The 19,474-nt window shown below is 55.4% G+C and carries 21 protein-coding genes; 12 read left to right on the plus strand and 9 right to left on the minus strand.

The features are described from left to right. Positions 1–4 precede the first annotated feature (4 nt). The 5 genes from cyoB to COO59_RS05660 all read left to right on the plus strand — a co-directional run bounded on the left by cyoB (position 5) and on the right by COO59_RS05660 (position 5,322). Positions 5–1,987, plus strand: a complete 1,983-nt coding sequence (gene cyoB / locus COO59_RS05640) for a cytochrome o ubiquinol oxidase subunit I (RefSeq protein WP_103058840.1) — start codon at positions 5–7, stop codon at positions 1,985–1,987. After that, the gene (locus COO59_RS05645; protein ID WP_409371622.1) at positions 1,987–2,598 is read left to right on the plus strand and encodes a cytochrome o ubiquinol oxidase subunit III; all 612 of its coding nucleotides are present in this window, start codon (positions 1,987–1,989) and stop codon (positions 2,596–2,598) included. Before cyoB ends, COO59_RS05645 begins: the two co-directional genes overlap by 1 nt. Beyond that, complete coding sequence (locus tag COO59_RS05650) at positions 2,598–2,930, plus strand: cytochrome o ubiquinol oxidase subunit IV (protein ID WP_103058842.1); 333 nt, start codon at positions 2,598–2,600, stop codon at positions 2,928–2,930. The genes COO59_RS05645 and COO59_RS05650 overlap by 1 nt, the downstream gene beginning before the upstream one ends. Positions 2,931–2,943: 13 nt before the next feature. Then, positions 2,944–3,831: a heme o synthase gene (gene cyoE, locus COO59_RS05655; RefSeq protein ID WP_103058843.1), complete on the plus strand. Its 888-nt coding sequence runs from the start codon at positions 2,944–2,946 to the stop codon at positions 3,829–3,831. Between the two features lie 126 nt (positions 3,832–3,957). Next, positions 3,958–5,322, plus strand: a complete 1,365-nt coding sequence (locus COO59_RS05660; protein ID WP_103058844.1) for an MFS transporter — start codon at positions 3,958–3,960, stop codon at positions 5,320–5,322. A 352-nt stretch (positions 5,323–5,674) separates the two neighbouring features. On the opposite strand, the gene COO59_RS05665 is transcribed toward COO59_RS05660, so the two are convergent. Then, positions 5,675–6,166 carry a YajQ family cyclic di-GMP-binding protein gene (locus COO59_RS05665; protein WP_103058845.1) on the minus strand — a complete coding sequence of 164 codons (492 nt, stop codon included), beginning with the start codon at positions 6,164–6,166 and terminating at the stop codon, positions 5,675–5,677. Between the two features lie 132 nt (positions 6,167–6,298). Between COO59_RS05665 and panE the strand changes: the two genes are divergently transcribed. Continuing rightward, positions 6,299–7,219 carry a 2-dehydropantoate 2-reductase gene (gene panE, locus COO59_RS05670; RefSeq protein ID WP_103058846.1) on the plus strand — a complete coding sequence of 307 codons (921 nt, stop codon included), beginning with the start codon at positions 6,299–6,301 and terminating at the stop codon, positions 7,217–7,219. Continuing rightward, positions 7,173–7,775 carry a protein deglycase YajL gene (yajL, locus tag COO59_RS05675; protein ID WP_103058847.1) on the plus strand — a complete coding sequence of 201 codons (603 nt, stop codon included), beginning with the start codon at positions 7,173–7,175 and terminating at the stop codon, positions 7,773–7,775. The genes panE and yajL overlap by 47 nt, the downstream gene beginning before the upstream one ends. Positions 7,776–7,815: 40 nt before the next feature. Here yajL and thiI read toward each other — a convergent pair whose 3' ends face one another. Then, positions 7,816–9,264 (minus strand): tRNA uracil 4-sulfurtransferase ThiI, encoded by a 1,449-nt coding sequence (thiI, locus tag COO59_RS05680; protein WP_103058848.1) that lies wholly within the window; start codon positions 9,262–9,264, stop codon positions 7,816–7,818. A gap of 231 nt (positions 9,265–9,495) precedes the next feature. Between thiI and xseB the strand changes: the two genes are divergently transcribed. The 4 genes from xseB to COO59_RS05700 all read left to right on the plus strand — a co-directional run bounded on the left by xseB (position 9,496) and on the right by COO59_RS05700 (position 13,580). Next, the gene (xseB, locus tag COO59_RS05685; RefSeq protein WP_085067726.1) at positions 9,496–9,738 is read left to right on the plus strand and encodes an exodeoxyribonuclease VII small subunit; all 243 of its coding nucleotides are present in this window, start codon (positions 9,496–9,498) and stop codon (positions 9,736–9,738) included. After that, entirely contained in the window at positions 9,738–10,637 is a 900-nt protein-coding gene (gene ispA / locus COO59_RS05690; protein WP_103058849.1) for a (2E,6E)-farnesyl diphosphate synthase, read from the plus strand. The genes xseB and ispA overlap by 1 nt, the downstream gene beginning before the upstream one ends. Before the next feature lie 19 nt (positions 10,638–10,656). Next, a complete protein-coding gene (dxs, locus tag COO59_RS05695) occupies positions 10,657–12,522 on the plus strand; it encodes a 1-deoxy-D-xylulose-5-phosphate synthase (protein ID WP_103058850.1) in 1,866 nt (621 codons plus the stop codon). A gap of 83 nt (positions 12,523–12,605) precedes the next feature. Beyond that, a complete protein-coding gene (locus COO59_RS05700) occupies positions 12,606–13,580 on the plus strand; it encodes an aldo/keto reductase (RefSeq protein WP_103058851.1) in 975 nt (324 codons plus the stop codon). 41 nt (positions 13,581–13,621) lie between these two features. On the opposite strand, the gene pgpA is transcribed toward COO59_RS05700, so the two are convergent. From pgpA to nrdR, 6 genes are all read right to left on the minus strand, one after another. Further along, positions 13,622–14,122, minus strand: a complete 501-nt coding sequence (gene pgpA / locus COO59_RS05705) for a phosphatidylglycerophosphatase A (RefSeq protein WP_103058852.1) — start codon at positions 14,120–14,122, stop codon at positions 13,622–13,624. Continuing rightward, on the minus strand, positions 14,106–15,083 hold the full coding sequence (gene thiL, locus COO59_RS05710; RefSeq protein ID WP_103058853.1) for a thiamine-phosphate kinase: 978 nt from the start codon (positions 15,081–15,083) through the stop codon (positions 14,106–14,108). The genes pgpA and thiL overlap by 17 nt, the downstream gene beginning before the upstream one ends. 57 nt (positions 15,084–15,140) lie before the next feature. Then, on the minus strand, positions 15,141–15,560 hold the full coding sequence (gene nusB, locus COO59_RS05715) for a transcription antitermination factor NusB (RefSeq protein ID WP_085067732.1): 420 nt from the start codon (positions 15,558–15,560) through the stop codon (positions 15,141–15,143). Between the two features lie 19 nt (positions 15,561–15,579). Beyond that, positions 15,580–16,050, minus strand: a complete 471-nt coding sequence (gene ribH / locus COO59_RS05720; RefSeq protein ID WP_103058854.1) for a 6,7-dimethyl-8-ribityllumazine synthase — start codon at positions 16,048–16,050, stop codon at positions 15,580–15,582. Positions 16,051–16,139: 89 nt separating this feature from the next. Continuing rightward, positions 16,140–17,246: a bifunctional diaminohydroxyphosphoribosylaminopyrimidine deaminase/5-amino-6-(5-phosphoribosylamino)uracil reductase RibD gene (gene ribD / locus COO59_RS05725; RefSeq protein ID WP_103058855.1), complete on the minus strand. Its 1,107-nt coding sequence runs from the start codon at positions 17,244–17,246 to the stop codon at positions 16,140–16,142. Positions 17,247–17,249: 3 nt separating this feature from the next. Continuing rightward, a complete protein-coding gene (gene nrdR / locus COO59_RS05730; RefSeq protein WP_103058856.1) occupies positions 17,250–17,699 on the minus strand; it encodes a transcriptional regulator NrdR in 450 nt (149 codons plus the stop codon). A gap of 170 nt (positions 17,700–17,869) precedes the next feature. On the opposite strand from nrdR, the gene COO59_RS05735 reads away from it, so the two are divergent. Then, positions 17,870–18,409, plus strand: coding sequence for a DUF3251 domain-containing protein (locus COO59_RS05735; RefSeq protein WP_103058857.1), 540 nt, complete (start codon positions 17,870–17,872; stop codon positions 18,407–18,409). 94 nt (positions 18,410–18,503) lie between these two features. Here COO59_RS05735 and secF read toward each other — a convergent pair whose 3' ends face one another. Beyond that, positions 18,504–19,472, minus strand: coding sequence for a protein translocase subunit SecF (secF, locus tag COO59_RS05740; RefSeq protein WP_103058858.1), 969 nt, complete (start codon positions 19,470–19,472; stop codon positions 18,504–18,506). Between the last annotated feature and the right edge of the window lie 2 nt (positions 19,473–19,474).

Here is a 19,474-nt window from a genome sequence, read left to right on the forward strand (position 1 = left end):
TACGATGTTCGGAAAATTAACACTGGATGCAGTGCCGTACCATGAGCCAATTATCATGGTTACGGTGGCCGCCATCATTCTTGGTGGTCTGGCCCTTGTCGCTGCGCTGACTTACTTTGGTAAGTGGAAATACTTGTGGTCAGAATGGCTGACGTCAGTCGACCACAAAAAACTGGGTATCATGTATGTGATCCTGGCATTTGTCATGCTGGTGCGTGGCTTTGCGGATGCCATCATGATGCGCGGCCAGCAGATGTTGGCCTCTGCCGGGGAAGCGGGCTTCCTGCCTCCTCATCACTACGACCAGATCTTTACCGCCCACGGCGTGATTATGATCTTCTTCGTAGCGATGCCGTTCGTTGTTGGTCTGATGAACATCGCTGTTCCTCTGCAGATCGGCGCGCGCGACGTGGCGTTCCCTTTCCTTAATAACCTGAGTTTCTGGTTCACGGCCGTTGGTGTGATCCTGGTTAACCTGTCTCTGGGCTTGGGTGAGTTTGCTCAGACCGGTTGGCTGGCCTATCCGCCGCTGTCAGGCGCTGAATACAGTCCGGGCGTTGGGGTAGATTACTGGATCTGGAGTCTGCAGCTTTCCGGTATCGGTACGACATTAACGGGTATTAACTTCTTCGTTACTATCCTGAAAATGCGTGCGCCGGGCATGACCATGTTCAAAATGCCGGTTTTCACCTGGGCATCGCTGTGTACTAACGTCCTGATCATCGCCGCGTTCCCGGTACTGACCGTTACGCTGGCGCTGCTGACCCTTGACCGTTATCTGGGCTTCCATTTCTTTACCAATGATATGGGTGGCAACATGATGATGTATGTCAACCTGATCTGGGTATGGGGCCATCCGGAAGTTTATATTCTGGTTCTGCCGGTCTTCGGCGTGTTCTCAGAAGTTGTTGCTACGTTCTCGAAAAAACGCCTGTTTGGTTATACCTCACTGGTATGGGCAACGGTTGTTATTACCATTCTGTCCTTTATCGTTTGGCTGCACCACTTCTTCACCATGGGTGCAGGCGCGAACGTTAACGCCTTCTTCGGCATTATGACGATGATTATCGCCATCCCGACCGGCGTTAAGATCTTTAACTGGCTGTTCACCATGTACCAGGGCCGCATTCAGATGCACTCTGCCATGCTGTGGACCGTAGGCTTCCTGGTCACCTTCTCTGTAGGTGGTATGACCGGTGTGCTGCTGGCGGTTCCGGGTGCTGACTTCGTGCTGCACAACAGTCTGTTCCTGATCGCGCACTTCCATAACGTCATCATCGGTGGTGTGGTATTCGGTTGTATGGCCGGTGTGACCTACTGGTTCCCGAAAGCATTTGGTTTCACCCTGAACGAAACCTGGGGTAAACGCGCTTTCTGGTTCTGGATTATCGGCTTCTTCACCGCCTTTATGCCGCTGTACGCGCTGGGCTTTATGGGTATGACCCGTCGTCTGAGCCAGGACATCGATCCGCAGTTCCATTCTCTGCTGGTTGTTGCCGCTGTAGGTGCTGGCCTGATTGGTCTGGGTATCATTAGCCAGATAATCATGTTCTGGGTTTCTATCCGCGATCGTCATCTGAACCGCGATCTGACGGGTGACCCGTGGGGTGGCCGTACGCTGGAGTGGTCTACTTCTTCTCCGCCGCCGTTCTATAACTTCGCAGTGGTTCCGCACATCAATGAGCGTGATGCCTTCTGGGAAATGAAAGAAAAAGGCGAAGCGTATAAGCAACCTGCTCATTACGAAGAGATCCATATGCCGAAAAACAGCGGCGCGGGCCTGATTATCGCCCTGTTCGCTACCCTCTTTGGTTTCGCTGCCATCTGGCATATCTGGTGGCTGATGGGTCTGTCCTTCGTGGCGATGATTGTTAGCTGGATCGTTAAAAGCTTCGATGAAGACGTTGATTACTACGTTCCGGTCAAAGAGATCGAAGCAATTGAGAATCAGCACTTCAAAGATATCAGCAAAGCAGGTCTGAAATAATGGCACAAACACTGTCTAAACAGCACGACGCCCATGCGGAGCATGGGCATCACGATGCGGGAGCCAATAAGGTTTTTGGCTTCTGGATCTACCTGATGAGCGACTGCATTATCTTCGCAACGTTGTTTGCGACCTATGCAGTCATGGTCAATAACACTGCCGGTGGACCGGCAGGTAAAGACATTTTCGAACTGCCGTTCGTACTGGTCGAAACCGCCCTGCTGCTGTTGAGCTCCATTACTTACGGTATGGCCGTTATCGGCATGAACAACGGCCGCAAAGGTGCGGTTAACCGCTGGCTGGCGCTGACGTTCCTGTTCGGTCTTGGCTTTATCGGGATGGAACTCTATGAATTCCATCATCTGATCGAAGAAGGCTTCGGCCCGAATCGCAGCGGCTTCCTGTCCGGCTTCTTTACGCTGGTCGGTACTCACGGTCTGCACGTGACTTCCGGTCTGATTTGGATGCTGGTTCTGATGTTCCAGATCGCTAAAAATGGTCTGACTGCGACTAACCGCGCTCGCGTTATGTGTCTGAGTCTGTTCTGGCACTTCCTCGATGTGGTATGGATCTGCGTATTTACCGTTGTCTATCTGATGGGAGCCATGTAATGAGTCATTCTGTTAACGAACATGGCGCATCTCACGGTAGCGTGAAGTCGTACATGATTGGCTTCATCCTCTCTATCATCCTGACGGCTATTCCGTTCTGGATGGTAATGGATGGCGGCGCTTCGCATGGCACAATTCTCAGCGTGGTTCTGGTGTGTGCGGTAGTTCAGGTGCTGGTTCACCTGGTCTACTTCTTGCACCTTGATACCAAATCTGAAGGCGGCTGGAACTTTGTGGCGATTATCTTCTCCGCCATAATTATTCTGATTGTCGTCGTCGGCTCGCTGTGGATCATGTGGAACCTCAACTACAACATGATGATGCCCCACTAAAGAGTCGCTCGTAATGATTAAGCAATACCTGCAAGTAACAAAACCAGGAATTATTTTCGGGAATTTAATTTCTGTTATCGGGGGTTTTCTGCTGGCTTCGAAAGGCAGTATCGATTACACCCTGTTTCTCACCGCCCTGGTTGGTGTCTCACTGGTGGTCGCATCAGGTTGTGTTTATAACAACTTTATCGACCGCGACATCGACAGAAAAATGGAGAGAACCAAGAATCGAGTGCTGGTAAAAGGCCTCATCTCTGTGAAAGTAACCCTGGTTTATGCAACCGCATTAGGTATTGCTGGCTTTGCGTTGCTGTATTTCGGAGCAAACCCGCTGGCCATGTGGCTGGCGGTCATGGGCTTCGTGGTATACGTCGGCATTTACAGCCTCTATATGAAGCGTAAATCAGTCTACGGTACGCTGATTGGTAGTCTGTCCGGCGCTGCGCCGCCGGTCATTGGCTACTGCGCAGTGACTAACGAGTTTGATGCTGGCGCGCTGATCCTGTTGGCTATCTTTAGCCTGTGGCAGATGCCGCATTCCTATGCGATTGCTATCTTCCGCTTTAAAGATTACCAGGCGGCGAATATCCCGGTTCTGCCGGTAGTGAAAGGGATCTCCGTGGCAAAAAATCATATTACGCTCTATATTCTGGCGTTTATGATTGCCACGCTGATGCTGACGCTGGGCGGCTACGCTGGCTACAAATATCTGGTGGTTGCGGCGGCAGTAAGCGTTTGGTGGCTGGGCATGGCGCTTTCAGGTTACAAAACGTCAAACGATCGCGTTTGGGCTCGTAAACTGTTTGTGTTCTCCATCGTCGCTATCACGGCGCTAAGCGTGATGATGTCGGTCGACTTTATGGCGCCGGCGTCGCAGAATCTGCTAACTTACGTACGCTAATCGTAAGCAATATCACTAAGGGCGCTTATTGCGCCCTTTCTTTTTGTTACGACTGCTTAAACACTTCCGTTTTACCCGCCCTGCCCTGCTCCTTAAAATAGTGTCAGTGATAATACTGAGGTTGCAATGAACGATAACAAAATGACACAGGTTGAGCTGCGCGCGACCTGGGGTTTAGGCACCGTATTCTCTTTGCGTATGTTGGGCATGTTTATGGTTTTGCCGGTGCTGACCACGTACGGCATGGCTTTACAGGGTGCAAGCGAAGCGCTCATTGGTTTGGCGATTGGTATTTATGGGCTGGCTCAGGCTATTTTCCAGATACCTTTTGGCCTGCTTTCCGATCGTATTGGCCGTAAACCGTTAATTGTCGGCGGCCTGCTGGTTTTTGTGCTCGGCAGCATCATTGCGGCCAGCACCACCTCGATTTGGGGTGTCATCCTTGGCCGCGCCCTGCAGGGCTCCGGGGCGATTGCCGCCGCCGTTATGGCGCTGCTCTCTGACCTTACGCGTGAGCAGAACCGCACCAAAGCGATGGCGTTTATCGGCATCAGCTTTGGCGTGACGTTTGCTATTGCGATGGTGCTGGGCCCGATAATTACCCATGCGCTCGGCCTGCACGCGCTGTTCTGGATGATCGCCATCCTGGCCAGCTGCGGTATTGTGATTACGCTGCTGATCGTGCCTAACGCTCCGCACCATGTACTGAATCGCGAATCGGGCATGGTAAAAGGCAGCATTCGCGAAGTGCTGATGCAGCCGCGCCTGTTGAAGTTGAATATCGGCATTCTCTGCCTGCATATTCTGCTGATGTCGAGCTTCGTTGCCCTGCCCGGCCAGTTTGAACAGGCGGGTTTCCCGGCGGAGCAGCACTGGAAGGTTTACCTGATCACCATGCTGGTGGCGTTTGTTGGCGTGGTGCCCTTTATCATCTATGCCGAAGTTAAGCGCCGCATGAAGCGGGTATTTATCTGCTGCGTCGCGTTGATTTTAATCGCCGAGATTGTTCTGTGGGGCGCCGGCAATCATTTTTGGACGCTGGTCGTTGGCGTGCAGCTATTTTTCCTCGCCTTTAATCTGATGGAGGCCATTCTGCCTTCGTTAATCAGTAAAGAATCACCTGCCGGTTATAAAGGCACGGCGATGGGCATTTACTCCACCAGTCAGTTTTTAGGCGTGGCGATAGGCGGCAGCATGGGCGGCTGGGTGTTCGATCGCTTTGATGCGCAAACGGTATTTCTGCTGGGCGCCATTGTCGCTACGCTGTGGCTGCTGCTCAGCAGCACCATGCAGGAGCCGCCCTATGTCAGCAGCCTGCGCATCGTACTGGATGATAATGCGCTGAACAATCCGCGCCTTGAACAGCAGCTCAAAGCGCAGCGCGGCGTCTCTTCCGTGTTTATCGTGCCTGAAGAGCGCAGCGCCTATATCAAAATTGACAGTAAGGTTACCAGCCGGGTTGAGCTGGAGGCGCTGATAGCCAGCGCATAAGGGTTCGCCACTCGCCGCCAGGCTGCGCATCAACCAAAACCGGGCCGTTCGCGGCCTTTGAATTCGGATATGGTGCCCGCTCAGGAAGGCCGGTCCGATCGTAAAGACGCAAAAAACGTCATCCCTGACAGCTCGGCCCGCGGCGTCCCTGCCGCGGGACGCTTTACTCTTCTGCCCGGCCTTCCTGCGCCTCAACGCCGGTGATGTTTGCGGGCCGTATTTAGCGGTCTTGCTTACCGATATGGCGTAATCGAACAGATCAATTTCCCGGCCTCCCTGCGCCGCAAACGTCGGTGATGTTTACAGGCCGTATTTAGCGGCCTTGCTTACCGATACGCCGCTATCGAATAAATCAATCGCGGAAGTTTTTGAACTGGAACGGCTGCCCCAGATTGCCGCCGCGCACCAGCGCAATAGCGCCTTGCAGATCGTCGCGAGACTTACCGTTAACGCGCACTTCTTCCCCCTGAATTTGCGCCTGAACTTTAATCTTGCTGTCCTTGATAAGCTTAACGATCTTCTTCGCCATATCGGTCTCAATGCCCTGCTTCAGCTTCGCATCCAGGCTCCAGCTCTTTCCGCTATGCTCGATCTGCTCCGGAACTTCCAGCGCTGCGCCTTCAATACCGCGCTTAAGCAGCTTTTCACGCAAAATATCTACCAGCTGTTTAACCTGGAAATCGGACTCGGTGGTGATTTTAATCGTCTGCGCTTTTTCATTCAGTTCAATGCTGGCGCTGACGTTACGAAAATCGAAGCGGGTTGACAGCTCGCGGTTGGCGTTTTCTACGGCGTTTCTTACTTCCTGCATGTCGATTTCTGAAACGATATCGAAAGATGGCATAATTTTTTCTCCAGACTCGAAAGTGACAGGCATAATACCTGCTTGTGCATGGCAAGGAAAATAGCCCTTAGGCATAGCTATACTCAATTAACTCGCCGGTAAGGCTCTGAAAACGCGCCTGCGGGAGGACGCATGAAAATTACGGTACTCGGCTGCGGCGCGCTCGGCCAGCTCTGGCTGGCGGCGCTCGATCGGCAGGGACATGAAGTACAGGGTTGGCTCCGCGTTCCACAACCCTGGTGTTCGGTTAACGTTATTAATACGGACGGATCGGTGGTGAATAAAACCTTTATTGCCAACGATCCGCTGTTTCTCAGCCAGTGCGATCTGCTGCTGGTCACGGTCAAAGCCTGGCAGGTTTCCGGCGCGGTCAAAAACCTGCAAAGCCTGCTGCCGCCTGATTGCCCGATTCTGCTGCTGCATAACGGTATGGGCACGCTGGAAGAGCTGAAAGGTTTAACGCAGCCGTTATTGCGCGGGGTAACCACCCATGCGGCAAAACAGGACGGCACGGTAATCCTGCACGTTGCCGGCGGCATTACGCATATCGGGCCGGGCTCAGCCGACAGCGCGGCGTTAAGTGAGCTGGCAGTGACGCTGCATCAGGCGCTGCCGGACGTCGCCTGGCATACCAATGTTTTATCCGCCTGCTGGCAAAAACTGGCCGTTAACTGTGTTATCAATCCCCTCAGCGCGCTACATGGCTGCTTAAACGGCGAGCTGATCGCCTGGCCGGAGCAAATTACCCTGCTGTGTGAAGAGGTTGCGGCGGTGATGACGCGGGAAGGTCTGCATACCAGCGCGGATCAGCTGCAGGAATATATTTATACCGTGATCGCCAGCACAGCACTAAACGTCTCGTCGATGCTGCAGGATATTCGTTCCCAGCGCCGCACTGAGATTGAATATATTACCGGCTATCTGCTGCAGCGGGCGCGGGCGCAGGGGATCGCCGTACCGGAAAATGCCCGGCTGTATGAACTGATTAAGCGTAAGGAACAAGATTATGAACGCGAACGTATCGGTGCTGGTCTGCCTGGCACATGGCACTGAAGAAACCGAAGCCGTAACCACTATCGATCTGCTGGTACGCGGCGGGATTAGCGTCACCACCGCCAGCGTTAACGGCGACGGCAACCGCGAAATTGTTTGTTCGCGCGGCGTCCGGCTGCTGGCGGATACGCCACTGGTCGAGGTTGCGGACAATGACTTTGCAGCTATCGTGCTGCCGGGCGGGCTGAAAGGCGCGGAAGCCTTTCGCGATAGCCCGCTGCTGGTGGAAACGGTGCGGCAGTTTCATCTTTCCGGACGCCTTGTTGCCGCTATTTGCGCAGCGGCCGGTACGGTGCTGGTGCCGCACGATCTGTTTCCGCTGGGAAATATGACCGGTTTTCCCGGACTAAAAGAGACCATTCCGGCGGAAAAATGGGTAGAAAAACGGGTGGTTTGGGATCCCAGGGTTAATTTACTGACCAGTCAGGGACCGGGCACGGCGATAGATTTTGCGCTGAAGCTTATCGATCTGCTGGTGGGAAAAGAGAAAGCGCGAGAAGTCGGAGAACAGCTGGTGCTGGCAGCGGGCATTTACGATTACCGCGACCCGTTTTAAGCTTTAACAGGCCAGCCGGGCGGCTGGCCTGTTTACACGATTAAGGACGATAGACCTTAACGTTTTTAAATCCCTGCTCACAGAGATAGAGCGCCTGCAAACGGCTCATCACGCCGCGATCGCAATACAGCAGCCAGGTTTTGCTCTGGTCGAGATCGCCAAACTGCGTGGCAAGTTTGAAAAACGGCAGCGATGTTATCTCAATCCCTTCCACCTTCAACGGTTTAGACTCCTGCTCGTCCAGCGAGCGGATATCCAGCAGCGCATCGTTAGCGGAGAAAGAGGCGACGGTTTCAACTTCAGCGACCTCCTCTTCAGCCTGTTCCGCGATGGTACGAATATCCACATTCGTCGCTTCCTGCACCACCCGATCCAGCACGGCGAAATCGAAATTACCCTCTTCCGCTTCGATCTTGCTCTTCACCGCTTTTACCGTCGGGCTTTTCGAGATCACCCCGCAATATTCCGGCATGGTACGGGCAAAATCTTCCGTGCCGAGCTGTCGCGCAAGATTGATAATATGTTCTTTATCATGCGAAATCAGCGGACGCAGAATCAGCGTATCGGAGGCGTTATCAATCAGGCGCAGGTTGGTTAGCGTCTGGCTGGATACCTGGCCCAGCGCTTCACCGGTCACCAGCGCCTGAACGCCGTAGCGCTCGGCGATTTGGGAAGCAGCACGCACCATCATGCGCTTCAGCACCACGCCCATCTGACCGTCATCCACTTTTTCCAGAATCTCTGCCACGACCGGCTCGAAGTTGATAGCCACAAAGCGCACGCGATGCGAGCGACCAAAACGATGCCACAAATAGTGCGCGACCTGACGAACGCCAATTTCATGCGCTGCGCCGCCAAGGTTAAAGAAGCAATAATGTACGCGACAGCCGCGACGCAACAGCATATAGCTGGAAACGCCGGAATCGAAGCCGCCTGAAATCAGCGACAGCACATCTTCCTGCGTACCGATAGGGAAACCGCCCAGGCCTTCATAGCGTCCGGTAACCAGCAGCAGGCGATCGTTTTCAATCTCCAGATTGACCGTTACCTGCGGATGCGAAAGTTTTACCTGCGCGCTGGCGATATGCTGATTCAGCCCGCCGCCGACGTAACGCTCTACGTCCTGCGAGCTAAACGGATGCTGTCCACGACGCTTAACGCGTACGCAGAAGGTTTTCCCTTCCAGGCGCTCATGGTTAACGGCTAACGTCTGCTCGAAAATATCATGCATATCGGTCCAGGTCCGATCCTCGACCGCCAGCACATGATGGATACCAGGGATCCGCGTTAGCTCATCAACATACATTGCACGCAGGCTCTCATTTTTGGAGCGCACTTCAATATGATCCCAGTGACGTACCACCGCCAGGGTTTCATCAAGATCCTTCAACACGTTACGAATGTTACTCGTAAGGATTTTGATAAAGCGCAAGCGCACCGACTGACTCTTGATGGTGATTTCGGGAAATAATTTAATGATAAACTTCATGGCAGCACAGCTCTGAGATAATTAAATGCTAAAAACAGCGGCACTTAACTGATAAAATCAATGAATTGCAAAGTAACCTGCGTCCTTTGCTTCCGAGGCGCGGCAGTATATCACTTTTGTCTTTGAGCTGCCTGTTTTACCGTCATGCTCTATCATTATTTTGCTAATCATTTCGAGTCGGCTACCATGTCCGCTTGCTATAGATAAAAAACCTGTGAGCCAATAATCACTATGCCAAAAAAAGCCGAACAGCCCATCAGTTTTGAAACTTCCCTGCAGCAGTTGGAACAGATAGTTACCCGTCTGGAAAGCGGCGATCTGCCGCTGGAAGAGGCGCTGAATGAGTTTGAGCGCGGCGTACAGCTGGCAAAAGTTGGGCAGAAAACCCTGCAGCAGGCGGAACAGCGCGTCCAAATCCTGCTTAACGATGATAAAGATGCTGCCCTGACGCCTTTTACGCCGGATGCTGAATAATGGATTTTGCTGAATTGCTTGCCCACTATCATCAGCGGGTGAACCTTGCGCTGTCGCGCTTTATCGCTCCCCTGCCCTTTCAGAGTTCTCCTCTGGTTAATGCCATGCAATATGGGGCATTATTAGGCGGTAAACGGCTGCGTCCATTTTTGGTATATGTCGTCGGCGATATGCTGCAGGCCGACGCTGACAGCCTGGACGCGCCCGCCGCCGCCGTTGAATGCATCCACGCCTACTCGCTGATTCATGACGATCTTCCCGCCATGGATGACGATAGCCTGCGCCGTGGACAGCCAACCTGCCATATTAAATTTGGCGAGGACACCGCCATTCTGGCGGGCGATGCGCTGCAAACGCTGGCCTTTTCCATTCTTGCCGATGCGCCGATGCACGGCGTTCAGCCGCAGGACCGCATCGCCATGATTTCTGAGCTGGCGCAGGCCAGCGGCGTGGCCGGCATGTGCGGCGGACAGGCGTTGGATCTGGCGGCGGAAGGCCAGCGGATCGACTTAGCGGCGCTGGAAAAAATTCATCGTCATAAAACCGGTGCGCTGATGCGTGCCGCCGTGCGTCTTGGCGCATTGAGCGCAGGCGAACGTGGGCGCGCAGCTCTGCCGCTTCTCGATCGTTATGCCAATGCGATCGGGCTCGCCTTTCAGGTTCAGGATGACATTCTGGATGTAGTGGGCGATACCGCGGTAACGGGAAAACAGCAGGGAGCCGATCAGCAGCTTGGCAAAAGCACCTACCCGGCCCTGATGGGACTGGACGATGCCCGCCAGAAAGCGCAGGACCTGTATCAGGAAGCGCTCGGCGCGCTGGATCAGTTGGCCGCACTTTCTCTGGACACCTCCGCCTTACATGCGCTGGCAGGCTTCATAATCGAACGCGATAAATAACTTCCACAATGAGTCTCTGATGAGTTTTGATACTGCAAAATACCCGACGCTGGCGCTTGCCGATACCGTGCAAGAACTGCGTAAACTGCCGAAAGAGAAGCTGCCGACACTGTGCGATGAGCTACGTCAGTACCTGTTGGATAGCGTAAGTCGCTCCAGCGGCCATTTTGCTTCGGGCCTCGGGGTGGTTGAGCTGACCGTCGCGCTTCACTACGTCTATAACACGCCGTTCGATCATCTGGTGTGGGACGTCGGCCATCAGGCCTACCCGCATAAAATTCTGACCGGACGCCGCGACCGCATCGGCACGATCCGTCAAAAAAATGGCCTGCATCCTTTTCCCTGGCGGGCGGAAAGCGAATATGACGTGCTGAACGTTGGCCACTCCTCCACCTCGATCAGCGCCGGTCTTGGTATGGCGGTGGCCGCAGGCAAAGAGGATCTGGGCCGACGTACCGCCTGTATTATCGGCGACGGCGCGATTACCGCCGGGATGGCCTTTGAAGCGATGAACCACGCGGGCGATATTAAAGCGGACCTGCTGGTCATTCTGAACGATAACGAAATGTCGATCTCAGAAAACGTCGGCGCGCTCAACAATCGCCTGGCGCAAATCCTCTCCGGTAAAACCTATGCGCGCCTGCGCGAAGGCGGCAAAAAGGTGCTGACCGGCCTGCCGCCGATTAAAGAGCTGGTCAGACGTACCGAAGAACATCTGAAAGGCATGGTAGTGCCGGGAACGCTGTTTGAGGAGCTGGGCTTCAACTATATCGGCCCGGTAGATGGCCACGATGTGCTGACGCTGGTGCAGACGCTCAGTAATATGCGCGATCTGAAAGGTCCGCAGTTCCTGCATATCATGACTAAAAAAGGCAAAGGCTATGCGCCGGCGGAGAACGACCCTATCGCCTGGCACGCCGTGCCTAAATTCGATCCGGCCAGCGGCGCGCTGCCCAAAAGTTCGGGCGGGCTCCCTACTTACTCCACGATTTTCGGCGACTGGCTGTGCGAGACCGCGGCAGACGACGATAAGCTGATGGCGATTACGCCAGCGATGCGTGAAGGGTCCGGTATGGTGGGCTTTTCGCGTCAGTATCCGCGCCAGTATTTCGACGTGGCGATTGCCGAGCAGCATGCGGTTACCTTTGCCGCCGGGCTGGCTATCGGCGGCTATAAGCCGGTGGTGGCGATCTATTCCACCTTCCTGCAGCGCGCTTACGATCAGCTGATTCATGACGTTGCGATTCAGCAGCTGCCGGTGCTGTTCGCTATCGATCGCGGCGGCATCGTCGGCGCGGATGGACAAACGCATCAGGGCGCTTTCGATCTGGCTTTTCTGCGTACTATTCCTGGCATGGTCATCATGACACCCAGCGATGAGAACGAATGCCGTCAGATGCTCTATACCGGCTATCATTATCAGGCCGGGCCAAGCGCGGTGCGTTATCCGCGCGGCACCGGTACCGGCGCGCCCATGCAGCCGCTGGCATCGCTGCCGCTGGGGAAAGGCGTGGTCAAACGCCGCGGCGAAAAGCTGGCTATTCTCAACTTCGGTACTCTGCTGCCGGAAGCGCAGGCGGCAGCCGAAGCGCTGAACGCCACGCTGGCGGATATGCGTTTCGTGAAACCGTTGGATGAAGCGCTGGTACTGGAGCTGGCGGCCAGCCATGAATCGCTGGTTACGCTGGAGGAAGGTGCGATCAAAGGCGGTGCCGGCAGCGGCGTTAATGAACTGCTGATGGCGAAGCGTGTTGCGGTTCCGGTATTAAATATCGGCCTGCCGGATGAGTTTATTCCGCAGGGCACGCAGGATGAAATCCGCCACGACTATCAGCTTAATGCAGAAGGCATTCAGCAGCAGATCGCCGGCTGGCTGGCACAGTAACGGGTCGCTCCGTGAAACGCCGTTTACCTGCTACGCTTGGAATAATCCGCTGTTAAATCGTTTCCCTGGCCGCTGGAGCTTTTATGAAAACTATTCAACTGGGCAGCACCGATCTGCAGGTTTCCCGCCTGTGCCTTGGCTGCATGACATTTGGCGAGCCCGATCGCGGCACGCATGCCTGGACCCTGCCTGAAGCAAGCAGCCGTCCCTTGATTAAGCAGGCGCTGGAGGCGGGAATTAATTTTTTCGATACCGCCAACAGCTATTCCGACGGCAGCAGCGAAGAAATTGTCGGGCGAGCGCTGCGCGACTATGCACGCCGCGATGAGGTTGTGGTCGCGACTAAAGTTTATAACCAGATGAGTAATCTCCCGCGCGGGCTGTCACGTAAGAATATTATGCAATCCATTGACGACAGCCTGACGCGCCTTGGCATGGACTATGTCGATTTGCTGCAGATCCACCGCTGGGATTATGAGACCCCGCTGGAAGAGACGCTGGAGGCGCTGCACGATGTGGTGCAGGCGGGCAAGGCGCGTTATATCGGCGCATCATCCATGTACGCATGGCAATTTGCCAAAGCGCTGTATACGGCCGACTTACACGGCTGGACGCGCTTTGTCAGCATGCAGGATCAGTACAATTTGATCCAACGAGAAGAGGAACGTGAAATGCATCCGCTGTGCCTGGCGGAAAATATTGCCGTTCTGACCTGGAGCCCGCTGGCGCGTGGTCGCCTTTCGCGTCTCTGGGGAGAAAGCACGGCGCGATCGGTATCGGATGAGTTTGGCAAAACGCTGTATGCCAGCAACGAAGAGAATGACGCGGCGATAGCCCGACGGGTAGAAAGTCTGGCCGCAGAGAAAGGGGTCAGCCGGGCGCAGATCGCGCTGGCGTGGCAGTTAACTAAACCAGCGGTAACCGCGCCGATTATCGGCTCTTCACGCGCTGAGCAGCTGGCGGATTTGGTTAAGGCGGTAGAGCTTACCCTGACGCCAGCAGAGGTTGCGGAGCTGGAAACGGTATATCAGCCGCATCCGGTGGTCGGCTTTCAGTAATCGGCCCTGCGGCGAAACCTTTCGCCGCAGACGTTGACTTATCACAGCGGCCAGTGCTGCCCGGTAAACCACAGCAGCGCGGCGGAGATAATCCCGGCAATAACATCATCGACCATAATCCCCATCCCGCCGTGCACGTTGCGATCGAACCAGCGGATCGGCCAGGGTTTCCACATATCCAGCACGCGGAAAATAACAAAACCGGCCAGCACCCATTGCCAGCTATTGGCCGGGATCGCCATCAGCGTAATCCACATACCGATAAATTCATCCCAGACGATACTGCCGTGGTCATGAACGCCCATATCTTTAGCGGTACGGTGACAGAGATAAACGCCGATGCAGATGCCGAACATCACCAGCAGCGAATAAATATCCTGCGGCAAAAAGGTCATCAGCCACCAGAAAGGCAGCGATGCCAGCGATCCCATCGTGCCCGGCACCCACGGGAAAAGGCCGCTGCCGAAACCGGTAGCCAGCAGATGCCACGGATTGCTCAGACGCAGGCGGCTTTTCGCCAGATCTTTATCGCGCGTCAAAATGGTCGAATCCTTTCAGATTAAACGTGGTTGGCTTGCCGTCCTGCAGCAAAACCAGCCCTTCTGATTCCGGTGCCAGCTGGCCGATACAGGTATAGGGCACGCCCAGCTTACCCAGCGCCACATCCAGCGCGCCACGGTTGATCTCCGGCACGGTAAAGCAGAGCTCGTAATCCTCGCCGCCGCTTAATGCCCAGCGCAGCGCCTGTTCCGGTTCGAAATGAGCGCGCAGCACGGAAGATAACGGCAGAGCGTCGATATTCACCCGTGCGCCGCACTCGCTGGCCTTCAGGATATGACCCAAATCGGAAACCAGACCATCAGAAATATCAATGGCCGCACTGGCAAGATTACGCAGCGCCTGGCCCTGTAAAATACGCGGCATTGGACGCAAATGGCGCTTAATCAACGCCTCGTGGACTGCGGGATCGGTAATGCGTACCCGATGCTGCAACAGCGCCAGGCCCGCGGCGCTGTCTCCCAGCGAGCCGGTAACGTAAATCCAGTCGCCCGGACGCGCGCCGCTGCGGCGTAAAGCCCGGCCGACCGGCACCAGGCCGTGAATACCCAGCGTCAGGCTGCGCGGCCCGCGCGTGGTATCGCCGCCGATCAGCTGCATATCGTAATAATCCAGCAGTTCAAACAGGCTGTCGCTGAACGCTTTCAGCCAGGCTTCATCAACGTTCGGCAGCGTCAGCGCCAGCGTCAGCCAGGCAGGATCGGCGCCCATCGCGGCGAGATCGCTCAGATTGACCGCCAGCGCCTTATAACCGAGATCGGCAGGATGAATATCGCGCAGAAAGTGGATGCCTTCCACCAGCGTATCGGTACTGATGGCCAGGGTCTGCTTTTCCGGCACGTTCAGTAACGCGCAGTCGTCGCCAATGCCCTTTTCCACATCGCGACGTGAGCTCGTCACGCGGTTAAAATAACGCGCGATCAGTTCAAATTCGCCACATGACATAATGAAATTCCGCTGAACCTGAATAGAAAAGGCCGGAAAGAATCCGGCCTCGATGGCTTATTTTTTGTTGGGGCGGATTTGCGGAGCGGCTTTATCCAGCACGCCGTTAACAAATTTATGGCTGTCTTCAGCGCCGAACACTTTCGCCAGCTCAATACCTTCGTTGATAGCCACTTTATAAGGCACATCGCTACGCTTGCTCAGTTCATACAGAGAAACGCGCAGAATGGCTTTTTCCACCTGGCCCAGCTCTTCCAGCTGACGCGACAGGTAAGGCTTCATCAAACCGTCAAGGTATGCGCTGTTGGTCGCAACGCCAGCCAGCAGCTCGCGGAAATAGTTGATGTCGACATCTTTGACATCCTGTTCCGCGAGAAACTGATATTCAATATCAGCAATGTCATTATTGGACAACTGCCAGGAGTAAAGCGCCTGGACAGCACACTCACGGGCGCGGCGACGAGCAGCAGGTTTCACAAAAATCCCCTTACAAAAATCAGGCTTTAATGGCTTGCAATACGTTAATCATTTCGAGCGCGGTCAGTGCGGCTTCCGCACCTTTATTGCCCGCTTTGGTACCAGCGCGTTCAATAGCCTGCTCGATATTTTCAGTGGTCAGGACGCCAAAGGCGACCGGGATTTCGCTATTCATAGCGACGCTGGCAAGGCCTGAGCTGGCCTCACCGGCAACATATTCGAAGTGCGCAGTGCCGCCACGGATTACGGTGCCCAGGGCGATAACCGCATCGTGTTTTCCGACATTGGCAACGGCGCGTGCCGTTACAGGTAATTCATAGGCGCCCGGCACCCAGATAACGGTGATATTTTCTTCTTTCACCTGACCAATGCGCTTCAACGCATCGATCGCACCATCCAGCAGGCTGTCATTGATGAAGTTGTTGAAACGCGCAATGATAATTGCGACTTTCGCTTCCGGCGTAGCAACAGCAGCTTCGATAATTTTCATAATTTTCCTTTCAGGGTTCTTATTGGCCCCGCAGGGGGGCGGATTCTACCACACTCTTTCGCACTCTGCTTCCGCTTTTCCGCAGGGCGTTAAACCGGCCTGAGCGTCAGGCGAAGATCCGGGCCAACCTGACGCACATCACTGAAGCTGAATAGCGGCGCGTCACGCAGCTGACTCAGGCCCGGCAAGGCGCACAGCCCACGGGCGCTATCGCCCAGTAGCTTAGGCGCAAGATAAACGATCAGTTCATCCACCACGCCCGCTGCCAGCAGCGCTCCGGCCAGCTGCGCGCCCGCTTCGACCCACACCTGATTAATTTGCTGCTTACCCAGCAGCATCATCAGCGAGACCAGATCGAGCCGGTTATCGCGCGCCGGAACCCGCAGCTGTTGTACCGTCTGCGGCCAGGCCTGCTGCTCATCCACCTGCAGGCGCGCCAGCCAGCTTTCGCCCGGCTGATGCAGCAAGCGATGCTGCGGCGTCACCCGGTTCTGGCTGTCAATAATCACTCGCACCGGCTGGCGTAAATTTTCCTGGGGATAGCAGGCCTGCGTGGCCGCGCCCAGCTCATCCCAGCGCACCGTCAGCGCCGGATCGTCAGCCAGCACGGTCGCGCTGCTGCTGAGGATGGCTGAACTTAGCGCGCGCAGGCGCTGCACATCGCGTCGCGCCTCAGGCGAGGTTATCCACTGGCTTTCGCCGCTGGCCATCGCCGTGCGGCCATCCAGCGACGCGCCCAGCTTTAACTGAACGAACGGAAAGCCGGTGCGCATCCGCTTTAAAAAACCGCGGTTCAGCGCTTCGGCTTCCGCCATCATGACGCCATGACTGACGGCGATGCCCGCCTGCTGCAGGCGATAAAGCCCGCGTCCGGCCACTTCAGGATTGGGATCCTGCATCGCTGCAACCACCCGACTTACGCCAGCGGCAATCAGCGCCTCGCAGCACGGCGGCGTACGACCGTAATGGCTACAGGGTTCTAAGGTGACGTAGGCGGTCGCGCCTTTTGCCCGATCGCCCGCCATGCGCAGCGCATGTACTTCCGCGTGCGGCTCACCGGCGCGCTGATGCCAGCCTTCGCCCACGATAACGCCATCGCGTACGATAACGCAGCCGACGTTGGGATTCGGCGTGGTGGTAAAACGACCGCGGCGCGCCAGTTCCAGCGCGCGCGCCATATACTCTTCATCGCGCATAGCTTAATCCTGTAAACGGGCGATCTCTTCGCCAAATTCACGAATATCTTCAAAGCTGCGATAGACGGAAGCGAAACGGATATAGGCCACCTTATCGAGCTTTTTCAGCTCATCCATCACCAGGTTGCCAATCATTTTGCTGGGGATTTCACGTTCGCCGGTAGCGCGCAGCTGGGTTTTGATATGGCTAATGGCATTTTCAACGGCATCAGAGCTGACCGGGCGCTTTTCCAGCGCTTTAACCATGCCGCTGCGCAGCTTATCCTCATTGAACGGCTCGCGAACATCGTTGCTTTTAATTACGCGCGGCATCACCAGTTCCGCCACTTCAAAAGTGGTAAAGCGCTCATGACAGTCCAGGCATTGACGGCGGCGGCGCACGGAAGCACCTTCGCCAACCAGACGGGAATCAATCACTTTGGTATCCACGGCGGAACAGAATGGGCAATGCATGACATATCCTGATTCTTCACGAAATTAAACCTTAGTGTACCCCGAAGCCCCTGACAACCAAAGCCTCGGCGGGCGGGCTGCGCATTTTTCTGTACGCCCCGCGCGCTTTTTCACTCTCCCGCGCGCTTTCACCTAAGCTTGTTAGTAAAAGCGTTAAAAGGAGAGCGAAGATGAAAAAGAGGCTTTTTCTGCTGCCGTTACTGACCGCGATGCTGCTTAACGGCTGCGCCGCACCCTCCCCGGCAAAAAATCAGGCGCTGCATGGGGAAATCAATCAGCTTAATCAGCAGGTAAATCAGCTCACCCGCCAGGCCGACGCGCTGGAACAGCAAAATCAGTTAAACAGCCACTCCAGCCAGGGCGCATGGCTGCTGGCGGCAGCCAATACGCGCGTTGAGCTAAAAAGCCTGGCCGGACCGCTGATGCTCACGCTGACGCGCATTGAGCCAGAGGCGAGCGGCACGCGTGCCCTGCTTACGCTGCGGTCGGCGGACGATCGTCCTTTGCAAAGCCTGAGGATGCAGGTCGAATGGGGTGAGCTGGATGGCGTCACCGGCAAACCGCTGAGCGCCGGTGCGCTGTCGCAAACGATTGAGGTACGCAATACCCTGCTGCCTAAAGCCGAACAGCCGATTCCGCTTCGCCTGAGCGGCGTAACGCCGGAGCAGCTGGGCTACGTACGGGTCCATGATGTTGAGCCGCTGAACTGACCGGCGGAATAGCTGAGTAATCCCCATTAAACCGCGTTCTGCAGATGTGAAGAAGGCCGCTGGCGCGGCCTTTGCTTAGCTTACAACCGTTGCCTTACGGCAGAATGGAAGGCTGGTCAGCCCCTTCTTTCTCTACCTTCTGCTGCAGCATATGTTCACGCTTCATGCCCAGCTTCAGCGCCAGCGCAGAAGCAACGTAGATAGAAGAAATCGTACCGATAGAAACGCCGATCAGCATCGTCAGCGAGAAACCTTCCAGCAGCGCGCCGCCAAAAATAAACAGCATCAACACCACGACCAGCGTTGTCGCCGAGGTCATAATGGTACGGCTCAGCGTCTGCGTCAGGGATACGTTGAAGATTTCATAAGGCGTTCCGCGACGGATCTTACGGAAGTTCTCACGGATACGGTCGGAAACCACAATACTGTCGTTCAGTGAGTAACCGATAACCGACATCAGCGAGGCGATGATGGTTAAATCGATCTCAATATGAAACAACGACAGGATACCGAGCGTAATGATCACGTCATGCGCCAGCGCCAGCACCGCACCAAGTGCCAGACGCCACTCGAAACGGAAGCCAACGTAAACCAGGATACAGATCAGCGCCACCAACAGCGCCATGCCGCCCGCCTGCGCCAAATCGCTGCCGACGCTGGGGCCGACAAACTCAATGCGCTTAACGGTCGCGTTTTGACCGGCAGCCTGATTAATGACCGAGACCACTTTATTCCCCAGCTCCTGCCCCGCATTGCCGGCATTCGGCGACAGACGGACCATGACGTCACGACTGCTGCCGAAATTTTGCACCTGCGGTTCAACAAAGCCTGATTTTTCCAGCGCGCCGCGCAGCGTATCCAGCTCGGCCGGTTTTTCCAGGGAAATTTCAATTACCGTACCGCCGGTAAAATCGAGTCCCCAGTTAAACCCGCGCACGCCCATGATAATCACTGACGCGATCAGCAGCAGCCCGGAAAGGGTAAAGGCCAGCGTATCCCAGCGCATAAAGTCATGGACTTTACGGCCATAGTTTAATTGTTCAACACTATATTGCTGTGCCACAA

It is taken from the genome of Mixta theicola (genome assembly GCF_002895925.1).
Taxonomy (GTDB): Bacteria; Pseudomonadota; Gammaproteobacteria; order Enterobacterales; family Enterobacteriaceae; genus Mixta; species Mixta theicola.